Below are 15,778 nucleotides of genomic sequence, written 5' to 3'. Positions count from 1 at the left end.
ATATATTATAATATATAAAAGATCAATACCAATCAATTTATTTTTGATGGAATTTTACATAATTTATGGATTAGGATATAATAGTTATGTATAAAAAGCCATTATCTTTTAATTCTAACTTTTTACAAGAGGTGACATACATTTTGATTAAAGATCTGCTGAAGGGCTCTAAAGTAACACTTACTTCTTTCAAAGATTTTCACTTAGCTTCTTTAGAAACATGGTATAATGATATATATTTTCTAAGAAATTTTGACATGATACCTGCTTTCCCAAGAAGTGCTCAAGAATTAAATTCTACACTAAATAACTTAAGAGAATCCCAGGATAAATTTATGTTTGCAATAAATTCCATAGAAGATAAAAAAATAATTGGAATCACAGGTTTTGAAAATATATTATGGAATAATGGTGCTGCTACAATATATATAGGAATCGGCGAAAAAAATTATAGAGGCTGTGGAATAGGAATGGAAGCTTTATATCTAACTATGGAATTTGGCTTTGAAGAATTAAATCTTCACAGAATACAGCTCACTGTTATATCCTATAATAAACCCGCCATAAAGCTTTATGAAAAATTGGGTTTTAAAAAAGAGGGAACTTACAGACAATTTATCTATAGAGATGGAACTAGATATGACATGTATCTTTATGGAATATTAAGATCTGAATGGGAATCAACCATAAAAAATAAGAGGAGGTATCATCAGTAAAATAATAGTATTACACTATAATGTGTACCATCTATTAAACTGTAGAAATTTTATGCTTACATTTAAACCTATTACTATAGATGACAAAATAATCTTTGACAAATACTTAAATAAATACAATTTCAATACTTGCGAATATTCCTTTACCAGCCTGATCATATGGAAAGAAGGCTGTGATGTTCAATACACCATTTATGACAATGCACTTATCATAAAGAAAAAAGATTTCAATGAAAATTACTATTTTATGCAGCCTCTCGGATACACTGCATCAAACTTAAAAAATATAGTAAGAGAACTGCTGAAATACAAGGAAGAACATTCTATGCCTTACTTGTTCAAAGATCTCGAGCAACCATTTCTAGATGAATTGAAGAAAATTTACGGTGACAACATTCAGATAAGGGCCGACATAGATAATTTTGATTATATTTATGACTCCAGCAAACTCATAAGTTTATCAGGTAAAAAACTTCATTCTAAAAAAAATCACTACAACTATTTTGTGAAAACCTATGATTACAAAGTTAAAGACTTCTCTGAACCAGGTGTAAAAGACGACATTAAAAAAGCCGCTGAAAATTGGTATGAGAAAAACAATAAAGGCGACAGACATTTATTTTATGAGCTAAAAGGTATCAAAGAAATTGTGGAAAATATGGATTTTCTAAATTTAAATGCTATAGCAGTATATGTTGCTGACAATATAGCTGCCTTTACAATAGGTGAACGTCTGAATGACAATATGGGAATTATACACATAGAAAAGGGCTCCTCTTCCGTAAGGGGAGTATACACTTTTGTCAACAAAACTTTTGTGGAAAATTATCTATCCAATGTTAAATACATTAACAGAGAACAGGATTTAGGCATTCCCGGTCTCAGAAAAGCCAAAAAATCATATCATCCCGTAAAAATGTCAGAAAAATATTGTGTGAATTTTTCTGGCGCTATTATTTACAGCTGAGTGCATAACTATGCTTATGAACTTAAAATTTAATCTGATCTTTATATAAAAGGACAAAGTTTAGGGTTCAAATATAGCAGATTTCCAAATCAAGTTATTCTTAAGTTCAGATAAAGTTTGATAATTTTGAACCCTATTCCTTGTCCCTTAATCTCGGTGTTATTTCAAATCTTTATTTACTATCAAATTTTTTTGACATCCTTCCATCCAATCTACAAATTGTCTTGCAGTTCTTGCAGATCGTCCATTATACCAGCGTTCCCATTTAAGTGCTTCTCTATGAAGTTTTTCTCTATCAAAGCCTAATTTTCTTTTTTGGGCAATACCGTCTACAATCTGCAAATAACCAGTTTTATCTGGAGACGTAAATAGCACATTTATTCCAAATCTATCTGCCAATGAGAGTTTCTCCTGTACACTATCCTCTTCATGAACTTCATCATCAATATCAAAAGATGCCGCTCCCTTTCTGTCACTAAAATATTCTTTTACAAGATGTCTCCTATTGGAAGTAGCGTATATCAATATATTTGAAGATCTATTTTCAAATCCACCCTCCAGCATTGATTTAAGTGCAGTATAGTTCTCTTCATTGTCTGAAAAAGCTAAATCATCTATAAATATAATAAATTTCTGGGGTTTGTTTTTTAATCTTCTTATTATCTCCGGAAAGTCCTCCAGATATGCTTTAGGAAGTTCAACCATACGCAGCCCTTTATTATAATATTTATTAAGGATGGCCTTAACCGTTGAGGATTTGCCGGTACCTCTATCCCCATGAATCAGCACGTTATTGGCAGGGAATCCATTTAAAAACTGTACTGTATTTTCCTCTACAATCTGATGCTCTTTTTCATAGCCAATAAGATCTGAAAGTTCAATAGAATCTGGATCTTCAATTCCTCTGAAATGTCCCATTCCATTAATATGTTCCCATACAAAAGCCCTATATTTTGCAAACATCCCGCATCCATAAACATTGTGAAATTTTTCAAGCTCATCAATACACTTGCTCCACTTGCTACTACAGTGAAAACTTTTTTCTATTGACTTTATGTGTTCAGGATAATTTTCTTCTTTAAATTCATCTTCCGCCTCCCATTGAGGAAATTTTAAAATCATTTCTTTATACACATCTTTATCAAAATGCTTCAGCAATTGTCTCTTTATATCAGAAGAAGTTAACTCAGCAGTGTTTTGAAGTTTTTCAAGATCCTCAGCTGCTGCATTCTTGATTATGTTTCTATTCCCTTTAAAATTTCCCTTCTCAGCTTCAAGTGAAAAAAAATTTTCACTAAAAATTATCTTGTCAATAATATAATCCTTTAAAGAAAAATATCCACTTTCTACTAGATTAAAGAAAAATTCATTGTATAAATTGGCCGTAGATTCCATATTGATTTTCCCCTTATCAATATATTCTACAAGTTTTTTTAAGCTGTCTATTACATTATCTTTAAGCAAATTTCTATAAATAGAAATGGAATCCAAAGTTAATTTTTCATATTTTATGTCGAAATCTGCTTCGTAATTTATGCTTTTCATAAATAGCCCCCTCCTATAAAACATTATTTATCTTTCATTTTAACACATTGGCCATCAAAACCACACGTATATAAATTAAAATTTGCGATTTATAAGCTCAAAAAATGAAAAATTATGTTATAATAAATATAAATAAAAATCATAATAAAGTAGAGGTTGATTATGAGTACAAAATTAACAATATTAGAAGAAAAACTTAAATCACTTGAAAGTGTATTAATAGCATTCTCCGGTGGAGTTGACAGCACATTTTTATTGAAAGTTGCACAGGACGTCCTCAAGGATAAAGTTATTGCCGTAACTGCAACTTCCTCTACCTATCCTAAAAGAGAATTAAATGAAGCCAAAAAATATGCAAAATCCATAGGAGTAAGACACATAATTATAGAATCAGAAGAACTTGATATTAAGGGATATTCACAAAATCCAGTGAATAGATGTTATTATTGTAAAAAGGAACTGTATTCAAAACTTAAAAAGGTTGCAGATGAAAATGGTATAAAATATATTTTAGATGGTTCTAATTTTGATGACATAGGTGATTACAGGCCAGGAATGAAAGCAGCCAGGGAGCTTGGAGTTATAAGTCCATTAAAAGAAGCCAAATTGACCAAACAGGATATTAGAATATATTCTAAAGAAATGGGTTTACCAACATGGAATAAACCTTCTTTTGCATGTTTATCTTCTAGGTTTCCCTATGGAAACGAAATCAACAGCAAGAAGTTAAAAATGGTGGAAGATGCAGAACAATTTCTACTGGATTTAGGTTTTAGGCAAGTTAGAGTAAGACATCACGGTGAAATTGCAAGAATTGAAGTTGCTCCAGAAGAGAGAACTAAATTTTTCAATTTGGATACAATGGACAAAGTTGGAAATAGATTAAAAGAACTAGGATTCACTTATGTTACTCTGGACATTTTAGGCTATAAAACGGGAAGTATGAATGCAGTACTAAAAAGAGCTGCACAACTTAAATAACTGTTGAAATCTATTGTAAAAGTAAAAGTGACTGCCTCAGAATTTTTTGAGGCAGTCACTTTTTAGTTTACTTAAACACCTTTATTCTATCCTTTAATGGTTTAATTTCTTTTTCTCCGGCTCCTGAAACTGGTTTTCCAAAAGGAAGCTGTGCAATTAATTTCCAATTATTAGGTATCCCATATGTTTTCTTCACCTCTTCGTCAATAAGTGGATTATAGTGTTGAAGTGAAACACCCAGACCTTCTATCTCCAAAGAAGTCCATATTATAAACTGAAGAATTCCAGAACCCTGCTGGGACCAAATAGGGAAATTATCCTTATAAAGTGGGAAATTCTTTTGAAGTTCTGATATGACGTCTTGATCTTCAAAGAATAAAACAGACCCATAACCTTTTCTAAAAGAATTGATCTTTTCTCCTGTCTTTGAGAAATTCTCATCAGGAACTATCTTTCTAAGCTCAGCTTCCGTAATATCCCACAATTTATCATGGTTTTCTCCAAATAGCACCACTACTCTTGCACTCTGTGAATTAAAAGCAGAGGGTGAATTTTTTACCGCTTCTTGAACTACTTCTATTATTCTATCCTCAGGCACAATTTTTTTCTTATCTATACCATATATGGTTCTTCTATCTTTAACTGCCTCATAAAAATTCTTACTCATATTATATACCTCCAATTTAATAATTATTATCTGTTGATATAAATTATACACTATCTGTCTAAAAATTCAATACATATAAGTAAAATTTTTCTTTATTTGCATAATTGATTTAAAAAATATATTTATTCTACTATAATGTAATTTGTAAATATAATTTTCAGAAAGGTGATTACCATGGGAAACCCTATAAAAATATTAGTGGTAGAGGATGATGCTGATATTAATAAACTTCTCTGTCATATGCTGCAAAATTCAGGATACAATACAGTGTCCGCATATTCCGGAACAGAAGCCCTGCTGAATTTAAAAGATGAAAATTGGGATATGGTAATTCTAGATTTAATGCTTCCTGGATTAGCTGGTGAAAAAATTCTGGAGAAAATAAGAACAGCTAGAGAAATGCCTGTAATCATAATTTCGGCCAAAGGGGACACAGAAACCAAAATTCAGGCACTTAGAACAGGCGCAGATGATTATATAACAAAACCCTTTGACATAGATGAAGTCTCTGCTAGAATTGACGCCAATCTTAGGAGATATAAAAAATTTTCTAAAGAAGACAATTCTATATTAACTTACGGAGAAATTTCTTTAAATAAAGATACAAGAGAAGTGTTTGTAAATCAAGTTCCCATAAACCTGACTACACGAGAATTTGACATTTTGGAGCTTTTAATATCATACCCCAGAAAAGTATTTACAAAAACAAATATATTTGAAACGGTCTGGGGAGAAAATTATCTGTGTGATGACAATACAATAAAGGTCCATATAAGCAATTTAAGGAATAAAATTCACAGTGCAAAACCTCTCCATGAATACATACAAACTGTATGGAGCATTGGATACAAGCTTCAGGTATAATCTTTACACTTAATTTACCTTTCCTTTACCCTTGATTATCCATAAAATTTTACAATTGATATATTCTATAGAGAAGGGAGCATAGTTATGACCGATTATGTCGTAAAAACCACTGATCTCAGTAAAAAATACAAAAATAATTTAGTGGTTAACAATTTAAACTTAAATATTAAAAGAGGTAAAATCTATGGATTCATAGGAGAAAATGGAGCTGGTAAAAGTACAACCCTGCGGATGCTTACAGGGCTTTCAAAACCCACTTCAGGGAAAATAAATCTATTTGGATTTGATTCTGAAAATAAAATCAGCAATATAAGAAAGAGAATTGGAGCTCTGGTTGAGTCCCCTGCATTTTATCCCAATATGTCCGCCTATGAAAACCTGGAGGCCTGCAGAATACAAAAGGGCATACCTGGTAAAAAATGTACCGAAAAAGTTTTGGAATTTGTAGATCTCTCAAACTGTGGTAAAAAGAAACTTAAAAACTTTTCAATGGGCATGAAACAAAAACTCGGCCTTGCCATAGCCTTGATTGGAAATCCTGAACTCCTGATACTTGACGAACCCGTAAATGGTCTTGATCCTATTGGTATTGTACAGATGAGGGAAAAGCTGAAAAAATTAAATAAAGACAAAAATATGACCATTATTATTTCCAGTCATATTCTGGGAGAATTATATCAGCTTGCCAGCTGTTTTGGAATAATTCACAGAGGAAAGCTTGTGGAGGAGCTGACTCTTAAAGCTTTGAACAAAAAATGCAGAAGAAGCTTGAATATAAAAGTAGATAATATCCAAAAAACTGCAGTAATCCTAGAAAGAAAACTCAATACAACCAATTTCACTGTACTTCCTGATAAAACCATAGCTCTATACGATTATATAGACAATCCCGGAAAGGTGTCCTCTATTCTTTCAAAAGAAAATATCACCATTGAACAGATATTAGCTACAGGTGAAAATCTGGAGAACTATTTTATAAATTTAGTAGGAGGGCTCAAATAATGTACAATCTATTAAAATTTGAACTATATAAATTAAAATACAATACAGTTTTTAAAATATCGACGATAATTACGCTGTTTTTGACCTTCCTCGTCTTAAAACTATTTTACTCCCACTTGGACATAATTGTGATATTTTCCTTTATACACAGCCATGAAACCTTTGGATTTTTCATAAATAAATTTCACAATATATTCACTCCCACTGCTCTGGAATTTTTTAAATCCTCTTTTGGATTCAGCGTAATACTTATAATATTATCATTATTTCTCGTAGGCTCCTATATTATAAACGAATACAGCTATGGCACGGTAAAAAACACCTTGTCCTATGGACACAGCAGATCTAAAATATATCTATCCAAAATCATAATAATCTATCTGTCAATTTTTATACTTCTCATTTTATTGTTGTTTCTGCCACTGGCAGCGGCGCTTATTTTAGGCTGGGTAAAATCCATTTCCGCTTACACTGCAGTAAAAATTTTTAAATATACCCTGCTTACATACTTGATTCTTATAACTTTGGCCAGCGCCTATACCTGTCTTGCAACTATAATAAAAAGTAAATCCATAATTATTGCCCTGGGAATGATACTTTTATTTGTAAATGCAGGTGGATTTTTAATCAACTTAAAATTTGACATATACACTCCCCTCATCATGCTTATGAAACTTGGAAGTTTGAATTCCTCTCCATCGGATATTTGCAATGTAATATCAATTTGCACTATTATTATTTTAGTATCCCTGGGGCTTGGAATTATAACATTTAAAAATCAGGATATCAAATAGAGAAAGAAGGTGCTGTATACAATCTGGATAATATATGTATTAATATTTTGCATCTTATTTTTATTAGTATACCTGTTCTTTATAAAATTGCAGATAAGAAATATTACAGTGCAGCTCAGAAATTACAATGACAACAGAGTTCATAAAAAACTGGATATACCTCTTCTGGATAAAGATTTTGAAGATCTTGCCTTCACCATAAATGAACATATAGATATAAGTGAAAAAGCAAAATCTTTCCAGAGAAACTCCCAGGAGGAACTCAAAAAATCCATAGCAGATATATCGCATGATCTCCGTACACCACTTACTTCCATAAAAGGCTATGTTCAAATGCTGCTTTCTTCAAAAACACTTGAGCAAAGGCAAAGAGAGTATCTTGAAATAGTACTTAGGAAATCAAACTCACTGGAAGTTCTGGTAAGTGACTTTTTCCAGATTTCCATTGTAGAATCTCCCGAATACAAATTAGAACTGCAGCCGGTGAACATAAACAGCATTTTATATGAATAACTGGCTGACTTCTATTACAATTTTACCTCAAATGCCATTACACCACATATAAAAATATGCCAGGAAAACATATCTGTCATGGGAGACAGTTCTGCTATAAGAAGAGTCCTCGACAATCTATTAAATAATGTAGTAAAGCACTCCCAAAATTGTGTTTATATAAATTTATCCAAAGATGAAAATTTAGCTGCACTTAATATAACCAACAGAGTTGATAAAATCAATAAAGATAATGTGGAACTTATATTCAACAGATTTTATAAAGCTGACAATTCAAGAAGCTCAAGAAGTACTGGCCTGGGACTGTACATAGCCAAAAGCCTCATGAATAAAATGGGAGGGAATATTCATGCAAGATTAAATAAAGACATGCTCTGCATATCCTGTGTTTGGAAGCTTTCAAAAAGCTGATGTAAAAAGAGATTACTGGCATTCAACCAGTAATCTTTTTAAAATTCTATCCTTATATTATAGGATTTGAGCCACACATTTACCTGAATCAGATATGCCAGCAGCTGAGGACCTCTCATCAGCTGTCCGAACCAGGGCTCCTTAAAAGAATCTCCTCCAGTTTCTATCAATGTCCTGACTTCTTTTTCATCTATCAGCGGAAGTATAGGTGAACTCTTGTCATTTATTATTAATTTCATCCACTTCTGAACTCTCTTTGTATATTCCGGGTTATGAGTTTTTGGATAAGGACTCTTTTTCCTGGTAATAATATCTTCCGGCAAAATTCCCTTCAATGCCTCCCTGAGAAGTCCCTTCTCCCTTCCTTTATAAAATTTTATATCAGAAGGTATATTAAAAGCATATTCCACTAGCCTGTAATCTGCAAAGGGAACTCTCACCTCAAGACTATTGGACATACTCATTCTGTCTTTTCTGTTCAACAAAGTGATCATAAACCACTTGATATTGAGATAAAAAAGTTCTCTCATACGTCGGTCAATTTTCGATTCTCCATCCAAATGAGGCACTTGTTTTATACTGTCTTCATACTGTGCGTTCAGATATTCATCCAGCTTAAGTGATTTCAAATCCTGTGACAAAATCTTTTTCCTCGCACTCGCAGATTTCGACCAGGGAAAAGTATTGGCATTTATATCTTCTTCTCTTCTGTACCAGGGATATCCGCCAAAAATTTCATCGGCACATTCGCCGGACAACGCCACTGTATTGTTCTCTCTTATTTTTCTGCAAAAAAGATATAAAGAGGAATCTATATCCGCCATTCCGGGAAGATCACCCGCCATCACGGAATTATACAGCGTCTCTGCCAAATCCCTGCTGGTATTTATAACTCCATGATGATTACTCTCTATATATTCGGACATTTTCAACGCCCATACTTTATCTGAAGTTGGCTCAAAAGCATTTGCTTTAAAATATTTGTCATTGTCTTCATAATCAATAGAATAGGTATTTAGCACCTTTCCCTGTTTTTTAAATTCCGATGCTGCCACAGCAGATATGGCGCTGGAATCAAGTCCTCCTGAAAGAAAAGTGCAGACAGGAACATCTGCTACCAACTGCCTCTTTATGGCATCCACTAAAAGTGTCCTCACGTGTTCCGCTGTAGCCTCCACGTCTTCTTCATGGGCTTTACACTGCAGCTTCCAATATTCCTTCAATTTTAGTCCGTCTCTGTCATATATAAGATAATTAGCTGGAGGTATCTCATGTATATTCTTAAATATTCCTCCACCCAGGGATCTTGCAGGACCCAGAGCAAATATTTCAGTTAACCCCTCCCTGTCAACTACGGGTTCAATAAAAGGATGAGCTAAAATAGCTTTTATTTCTGAACCAAATATAAATGAATCATCTTTTATGGTATAAAACAGTGGTTTTACTCCAAGTGGATCTCTTGCCATAAACAAACTTTTTTCCTTTTCATCCCATATGGCAAAAGCATATATACCATTTATATATTTTAAACAATCTATCCCCCAGTGGATATAGCTTGTTATAAGTACCTCTGTGTCAGAATAGGAATCAAAAGAATACCCTTGTTCTACAAGCAGTTTTCTCAAATCCTCCGTATTATAAAGCTCTCCATTATACACAATTATATATTTTTTGTCATTTACTTTTTTTAACATGGGCTGAACGCCGCCAGTAGGATCTACAACTATCAATCTTCTGTGTCCTAACAGGGCGTTTTTTGAATAATAATATCCTTCACTGTCAGGTCCCCTGTTTTTTAACGTATTGGCCATATTTAAAATCACATCTCTATTTTTGGAGATATCTCTCTTTAAGTTAATCCATCCTGCAATTCCACACATAGAAGTCCCCTCCGAATAAATTATTAGTTTAAAGCTACTTATAATTTATGATTTAAAAATAGATATGTGCATAAATCTATAAATTTATACATATATCTATTTTAAACATTATAGCCAACTTTTCTCTAATAACAAAAACTACTTGATTCTAAAAGAGCTTTTAAGAGATACTATCCTGTTAAATACCAATTTACCATCTCTAGTACATTTAGGATCTACATTAAAGTACCCATGCCTAAAAAATTGAAATTTTTCCCCGGGCTTTGCATTTTTCATATCAGGTTCCAAAAATCCTTTTACAATTTCAAGTGAATTAGGATTTACATTGTCTAAAAATGAGTCATTTTCCTCTTCTGAATTATTCAAAATCAGGGGTTCATACAGCCTTATCTCCGCTGAAATCGCAGTATCTGCATTTACCCAATGAATTGTTCCTCTTACTTTTCTACCATCAGGGCTGTTTCCTCCCTTTGACCTGGGATCATAGGTACAGTGGAGTTCAGTTATGCTGCCATCTTTATCCTTTATCACTTCACTGCACTTTACAAAATAGGCACCTTTCAATCTGACTTCATTTCCAGGAAATAATCTGTAGTATTTTTTAGGTGGATCTTCCATAAAATCTTCCTGTTCAATATACAGTTCCCTGGAGAAAGGAACTTTTCTAACCCCTGCAGAAGGATCATCTGGATTATTTTCAATTTCAAAATTTTCACTTTTGCCTTCAGGATAATTAGTTATTATAACCTTCAAAGGATTTAAAACAGCCATAGTTCTGAGTGCTTTTTTTTCAAGTTCATCCCTTAAAAAATAGTCTAACATTTGTGAATCAACTACACTGCTGGCCTTTGCCACTCCAATTTCCCTGCAAAATCTGCGAATGGATCCTGAAGTAAAGCCCCTTCTTCTGAGACCCGCAATAGTTGGCATACGTGGATCATCCCACCCATCCACAAAATTTTCATCTACAAGTTTTTTAAGTTTTCTTTTACTCATGACAGTATTTGTCATATTCAACCTGGCAAATTCTATCTGTTTAGGTTTACTTTTCGTTTCGCATTCCCTTATTATCCATTCATAAAGAGGACGATGATCTTCAAATTCAAGGGTACATATGGAATGGGTAATTCCTTCAATGGCATCTTCTAGAGGGTGTGCAAAATCATACATAGGGTATATGCACCATTTGTCCCCGGTATTGTGATGTGATGCATGAACTATACGATATAATACAGGATCTCTCATATTTATATTGGGAGACAACATATCAATTTTAGCTCTCAGGACCCTCTCGCCATCTTTAAATTCCCCATTTTTCATTTTCTCAAATAATTCAAGATTCTCCTCCACTGTTCTGTTTCTATAAGGACTTTCCTTTCCTGGTTTTGTCAGTGTTCCCCTGTATTGCCTTATTTCATCTGAAGTCAAATCACATACATAGGCCTTCCCCTTTTTTATCAGAAAAATGGCATATTCATACATTTGATCAAAATAACTGGATGCAAAATGCAGTTCCTCCCAATTGTATCCCAGCCATTTTACATCTTCTTTTATTGATTTCACATATTCCGTATCCTCTTTTGAAGGATTAGTATCATCAAATCTCAAATTGGTTCTTCCATTAAATTCATCTGCTAAACCAAAATTTAGAACTATGGACTTGGCATGACCTATATGCAAATATCCATTTGGCTCAGGAGGAAATCTAGTTATTACTTCCTTATATTTACCTGACTTTAAATCTTCTTCAATTATATTTCTAATAAAATTTGATGAGCTGTTGTTATCTTCCATACGTACCCTTCCTTTTCTAAAACTTATTGATATTTTACAAAAATTTCTATTCTTATCGAATTTTCCATTTTATATACATTTAAAATTTTATAATACTTTACTTGATATTACCATACATCTCATGTATATTCAATAATAAGCCTTTATTTATCCCGCATTGCAACTTGTTGTGTTATATTTTATGCAATTATTATACAAGATATCATATAATCTGAGAAATTTAGTCCACCATACATGATGCACTAAAAGAGGAGCCGCTCATAATTAGCAGCAGCTCCTCTTTATACACAACGACTTTATACTAAAGAACACCTTTGAAATCCTTTTTTTACTCGACTTAAAGATCATATACTTTTTTTATCTTTGATGCAATTGCCTCAAGTGGATCAGCAACTTTAATATCCACGCTGCTCCTTATTTCTTCTGCAATCTTTATATTAGACATTCCCGTACAGCATATCATTATACAATCACTGCCGCATCTATAAGCTTTTTTTGCAGAATCTACCACAGATTTTCTTCCTCTTTTAGAATTTAAATCTAAAGTGCTGTTTATATTCTCAGGATTATAATAATCAAAAAGATTATTTCCAAGTAATTCTTTAAGATGTTCAGTAGCTTCCGCAGTTATTCCAATTGCAATTATCTTTTTCCCAAGTTTAAGTGCTTTTTCTGAACACTCCCGGCCTGCACTTATTACAGGTATTTTAACTTCTTTCTCAACTTCTTTTAATCCCGGATCGGCACAGCAGCTGATAACTATTCCGTCCGAATTTTCCTTCTCCATCTGCTTTGCAAGTTCTACTATTTTAGGAACAGCTGTATTTAAAGTTTCATCATCATGTATTCCAAACGGTTGATCTTCTATACATCTGCTCACAAATTCAATGCTTTCTCCAAACTTGCCATCTTCATCTATAATTCTAGCATGATTTTCAAGAGCATACTTATCCTTCAAGGTAAGTACTCTTATTATACCTATTTTAATTTTACTATCCACAGTTTAAGCCCTCCCCTATATTAAAATCAGATTACAAATTTTCCTTTACTTATTATCAAATTGTCATCCAAATAGAGATCCGGATTCAAAATTACACCATCTATATGACAATCTGCTTTTACAGTACCTCCAAAAGAAATATTGGTTCCAAAAGCAATGTGAACTGTACCATATACTTTTTCATCTTCAAGTATTATCCCAGTTACCTTCGCCATAGGATTTGTACCTATTCCAAGCTCTCCTACATTTGAATTTCTTTCATTATCAAACAGGAATTTAAATTTATCCGAGTCCTTTCCCTTCATTTTTTCAAGTTTTCCATTACTTATTTTCAAGTAAAGCAGCTCTGATAGTTTTCCAGCTCCAACCATACTCCCATCAATAACAATTTCACCTTCTGCAGTTCCTTCTACTGGAGCTATATAGGCCTCTCCAGAAGGAAGGTTTCCAGACATTCCACCCTTTCTATAAACCCCCGTACTAGGTATTCCATCTCTATTTTCGAGGCTCATGGTAAGAGTGTAGCCGTCTTTACATATCCTGGCAGTTTTTGCTTTTGTCAATAATTTTGTTATTTTTAACGTAAGTTTTTCCACTTCAGTATAATCTGCCATTATAGGACCTTGTGAAAACATTCTTTCACTTATTCCAGGCATGGTGGCAACCCTTGCACCATTTTTAACTGCATTTATCTTTGCATTTGTATGAGTCAGAGATTTATCCGTAACACATATTACCACATCGGAATTTCTCATGGCTTCTGCAACATTTCTAGGCGGCTCCTCTCCGCTTACATCTCTTTCCTTCATAATTGCCAGCACTGTTTCTGCCCCTATATTTTTTGCTTCTTCATAGAGAGCCTTACCTATATTTAGTTCAATTTCATCTGTTACAATGAGAACATCTTCATCTCTTTTAATTCCAAGGCAATTATCAAGAACTATTTTACTACCTTTTTTTAAATTCAAAATACCATCCTCCCACAATCAATCAAACATTTCCGCTACAATTCTGCCAACCAAAGTTCTGGGCAATATAACAGGTTTTCCTGTTATCTCCCTCACCATAACTTTCATTTTCATGTTATATCCTATACAATCCATAACAATTATATCCACATCCTTTTCCTTCATGGAAAATGCAGCTTCTCTAATTTTATCAATGTCACTATAGGGTGATGCGGACACCACCTCGATATGTTTTCCGCTTTCCGACCACTTTTCATAACACTGCTTTATTTGATCCTTAACTGGAGTAAAAACACCTATCTTATTATTTGAAATCTTAGGTACCACAGAATGCAGTATTTTCTGGGGATATATAAGAAGCTTGCTGGATTTGAATACATCAGGGAAGCATCCCGTACATATAAACACAATAATTTCTGCTCCGTTGTCTTCTAGTTCATATATGCATTTCTGTAATCTCTTCAATATATTTCTCTCCGCAAATTTTACGGAACTGCCATCTCTAAGTTTGGACACAAGTATATAATCGTCTTTTTCTATAATAAATCTGTCTATTTCATCCTTGGTAAGTCCGTCAAGGGCTCCAGCTTCCAGTATCTCTATGTTATTCCCGACTACAGCCTTTATCTCCGGAATAACATCGTTCCTGGGGGATTGTCCTATAGTTATAGCACCTATTTTCTTTTTCAAAACAATGCGCTCCTTCCCTATTTTCCCAAAGTTTGAAAATGTTTCATAAATCCATATTTACTTTCCATAATGTTTAATTCACTTTCATCAAAAAAGCTGCACTGTCCCTTGCCATAAGCTTTGGCAACTTCAATTACAAACCTGGCTGTTTCTTCTACATCACCAAAATGAATTGCTCCAGTTGCACAACCAGGTACAGATGACTCCGTGGTTATTGCAACACCAACTACAGGTGCACTTGTTGCAGTGGCAGGCTGAAGTATGCTGTTCATATGGTAAAGTCCATTTCCATAGGGTGTAATATCCTGCAGTGACAATGCAAAAACATAGGGAAGCCTTCCTGTAGTGATCTGCATTATATTTAAAATATCACTGCTCACCTTCAATATATAGCCATCCTTCACAGTAGGCGAAACGGCAAAACCCCTTGTATTTATTATACTGTTTCCCTTGGTCGTATCTACAGATAATATTGCATCCATTTCGTCATCAACTTCCATTTTATTAATTACAGACATCTCCACAGGGGAATCCATAAATGGCACCGGTTCATGCGGCTGTGTAGGGGCATCAGGACAAATATGAGTACATAAAATCACATCACCATCAAGATAATCACCTTTATTTTGCATATCCAAAATTCTGGCAGCTGCCGCCATAGCAGTCACAGCACCATCTGCATCTGAAACCATTCCAGTAATTTCAGGCCTTGCCCCTATTCCTCCCAGTCTTCCAAGTATGCCTATTGTAGGGGCATCCTTTCCTTTTGATTTTCCCTTTAATCCAGGGATTTTTACCTTGACAAAATCAGTTGAGCCTTTGTTTCCCTTTACTTTTTTAACCTGTATATCTTTTCCTCCATATGATTCCAGGTATTCTTTCACCATATTTCCACTGGCATCAGCTCTGTCTATAATGTCATTTATTTCTATAATTTGTTTTAATACCATTGATTTCATCCTTCTTTACATATATATTTAAAT

Annotated in this window: 16 protein-coding genes; 8 read left to right on the top strand and 8 right to left on the bottom strand. The window is 33.6% G+C overall.

What is annotated here, in order from left to right:
* Window positions 1–86 precede the first annotated feature (86 nt).
* Window positions 87–716, top strand: coding sequence for a GNAT family N-acetyltransferase (locus J5G60_RS09925; RefSeq protein ID WP_268253928.1), 630 nt, complete (start codon window positions 87–89; stop codon window positions 714–716).
* A 52-nt stretch (window positions 717–768) separates the two neighbouring features.
* Window positions 769–1,683 carry a DUF2156 domain-containing protein gene (locus tag J5G60_RS09920; protein WP_150358246.1) on the top strand — a complete coding sequence of 305 codons (915 nt, stop codon included), beginning with the start codon at window positions 769–771 and terminating at the stop codon, window positions 1,681–1,683.
* A gap of 159 nt (window positions 1,684–1,842) precedes the next feature.
* Here J5G60_RS09920 and J5G60_RS09915 read toward each other — a convergent pair whose 3' ends face one another.
* Entirely contained in the window at window positions 1,843–3,228 is a 1,386-nt protein-coding gene (locus J5G60_RS09915; protein WP_150358245.1) for an ATP-binding protein, read from the bottom strand.
* A gap of 162 nt (window positions 3,229–3,390) precedes the next feature.
* Here J5G60_RS09915 and larE point away from each other — a divergent pair, with 162 nt between their 5' ends.
* Complete coding sequence (gene larE, locus J5G60_RS09910) at window positions 3,391–4,209, top strand: ATP-dependent sacrificial sulfur transferase LarE (RefSeq protein ID WP_150358244.1); 819 nt, start codon at window positions 3,391–3,393, stop codon at window positions 4,207–4,209.
* A 67-nt stretch (window positions 4,210–4,276) separates the two neighbouring features.
* Here larE and J5G60_RS09905 read toward each other — a convergent pair whose 3' ends face one another.
* Entirely contained in the window at window positions 4,277–4,876 is a 600-nt protein-coding gene (locus J5G60_RS09905) for a nitroreductase family protein (RefSeq protein WP_150358243.1), read from the bottom strand.
* A 174-nt stretch (window positions 4,877–5,050) separates the two neighbouring features.
* Between J5G60_RS09905 and J5G60_RS09900 the strand changes: the two genes are divergently transcribed.
* From J5G60_RS09900 to J5G60_RS18885, 5 genes are all read left to right on the top strand, one after another.
* Complete coding sequence (locus tag J5G60_RS09900; RefSeq protein WP_150358242.1) at window positions 5,051–5,740, top strand: response regulator transcription factor; 690 nt, start codon at window positions 5,051–5,053, stop codon at window positions 5,738–5,740.
* A gap of 87 nt (window positions 5,741–5,827) precedes the next feature.
* Window positions 5,828–6,745, top strand: coding sequence for an ATP-binding cassette domain-containing protein (locus J5G60_RS09895; RefSeq protein WP_150358241.1), 918 nt, complete (start codon window positions 5,828–5,830; stop codon window positions 6,743–6,745).
* Window positions 6,745–7,539 carry an ABC transporter permease gene (locus J5G60_RS09890; RefSeq protein WP_150358240.1) on the top strand — a complete coding sequence of 265 codons (795 nt, stop codon included), beginning with the start codon at window positions 6,745–6,747 and terminating at the stop codon, window positions 7,537–7,539. The genes J5G60_RS09895 and J5G60_RS09890 overlap by 1 nt, the downstream gene beginning before the upstream one ends.
* Window positions 7,540–7,647: 108 nt before the next feature.
* Window positions 7,648–8,052, top strand: a complete 405-nt coding sequence (locus J5G60_RS18890) for a sensor histidine kinase (RefSeq protein WP_236035232.1) — start codon at window positions 7,648–7,650, stop codon at window positions 8,050–8,052.
* A gap of 78 nt (window positions 8,053–8,130) precedes the next feature.
* On the top strand, window positions 8,131–8,463 hold the full coding sequence (locus tag J5G60_RS18885; RefSeq protein ID WP_236035230.1) for a sensor histidine kinase: 333 nt from the start codon (window positions 8,131–8,133) through the stop codon (window positions 8,461–8,463).
* Window positions 8,464–8,501: 38 nt separating this feature from the next.
* Here J5G60_RS18885 and asnB read toward each other — a convergent pair whose 3' ends face one another.
* From asnB to J5G60_RS09855, 6 genes are all read right to left on the bottom strand, one after another.
* Entirely contained in the window at window positions 8,502–10,343 is a 1,842-nt protein-coding gene (asnB, locus tag J5G60_RS09880; RefSeq protein ID WP_150358239.1) for an asparagine synthase (glutamine-hydrolyzing), read from the bottom strand.
* Window positions 10,344–10,481: 138 nt separating this feature from the next.
* Window positions 10,482–12,137 carry a glutamine--tRNA ligase/YqeY domain fusion protein gene (locus tag J5G60_RS09875; RefSeq protein ID WP_150358238.1) on the bottom strand — a complete coding sequence of 552 codons (1,656 nt, stop codon included), beginning with the start codon at window positions 12,135–12,137 and terminating at the stop codon, window positions 10,482–10,484.
* A 337-nt stretch (window positions 12,138–12,474) separates the two neighbouring features.
* Window positions 12,475–13,137 (bottom strand): aspartate/glutamate racemase family protein, encoded by a 663-nt coding sequence (locus J5G60_RS09870; RefSeq protein WP_150358237.1) that lies wholly within the window; start codon window positions 13,135–13,137, stop codon window positions 12,475–12,477.
* A 26-nt stretch (window positions 13,138–13,163) separates the two neighbouring features.
* The gene (locus tag J5G60_RS09865) at window positions 13,164–14,105 is read right to left on the bottom strand and encodes an aminopeptidase (RefSeq protein ID WP_190972242.1); all 942 of its coding nucleotides are present in this window, start codon (window positions 14,103–14,105) and stop codon (window positions 13,164–13,166) included.
* An 18-nt stretch (window positions 14,106–14,123) separates the two neighbouring features.
* On the bottom strand, window positions 14,124–14,795 hold the full coding sequence (locus J5G60_RS09860) for an AroM family protein (RefSeq protein ID WP_150358236.1): 672 nt from the start codon (window positions 14,793–14,795) through the stop codon (window positions 14,124–14,126).
* A 17-nt stretch (window positions 14,796–14,812) separates the two neighbouring features.
* Complete coding sequence (locus tag J5G60_RS09855; RefSeq protein WP_150358235.1) at window positions 14,813–15,745, bottom strand: DUF1177 domain-containing protein; 933 nt, start codon at window positions 15,743–15,745, stop codon at window positions 14,813–14,815.
* Between the last annotated feature and the right edge of the window lie 33 nt (window positions 15,746–15,778).

This window comes from Clostridium sp. HV4-5-A1G, assembly GCF_900184915.1.
GTDB classification, from domain to species: Bacteria; Bacillota; Clostridia; order Clostridiales; family Clostridiaceae; genus Clostridium_B; species Clostridium_B aromativorans.
This window is presented reverse-complemented; position numbering and strand designations above follow the sequence as displayed.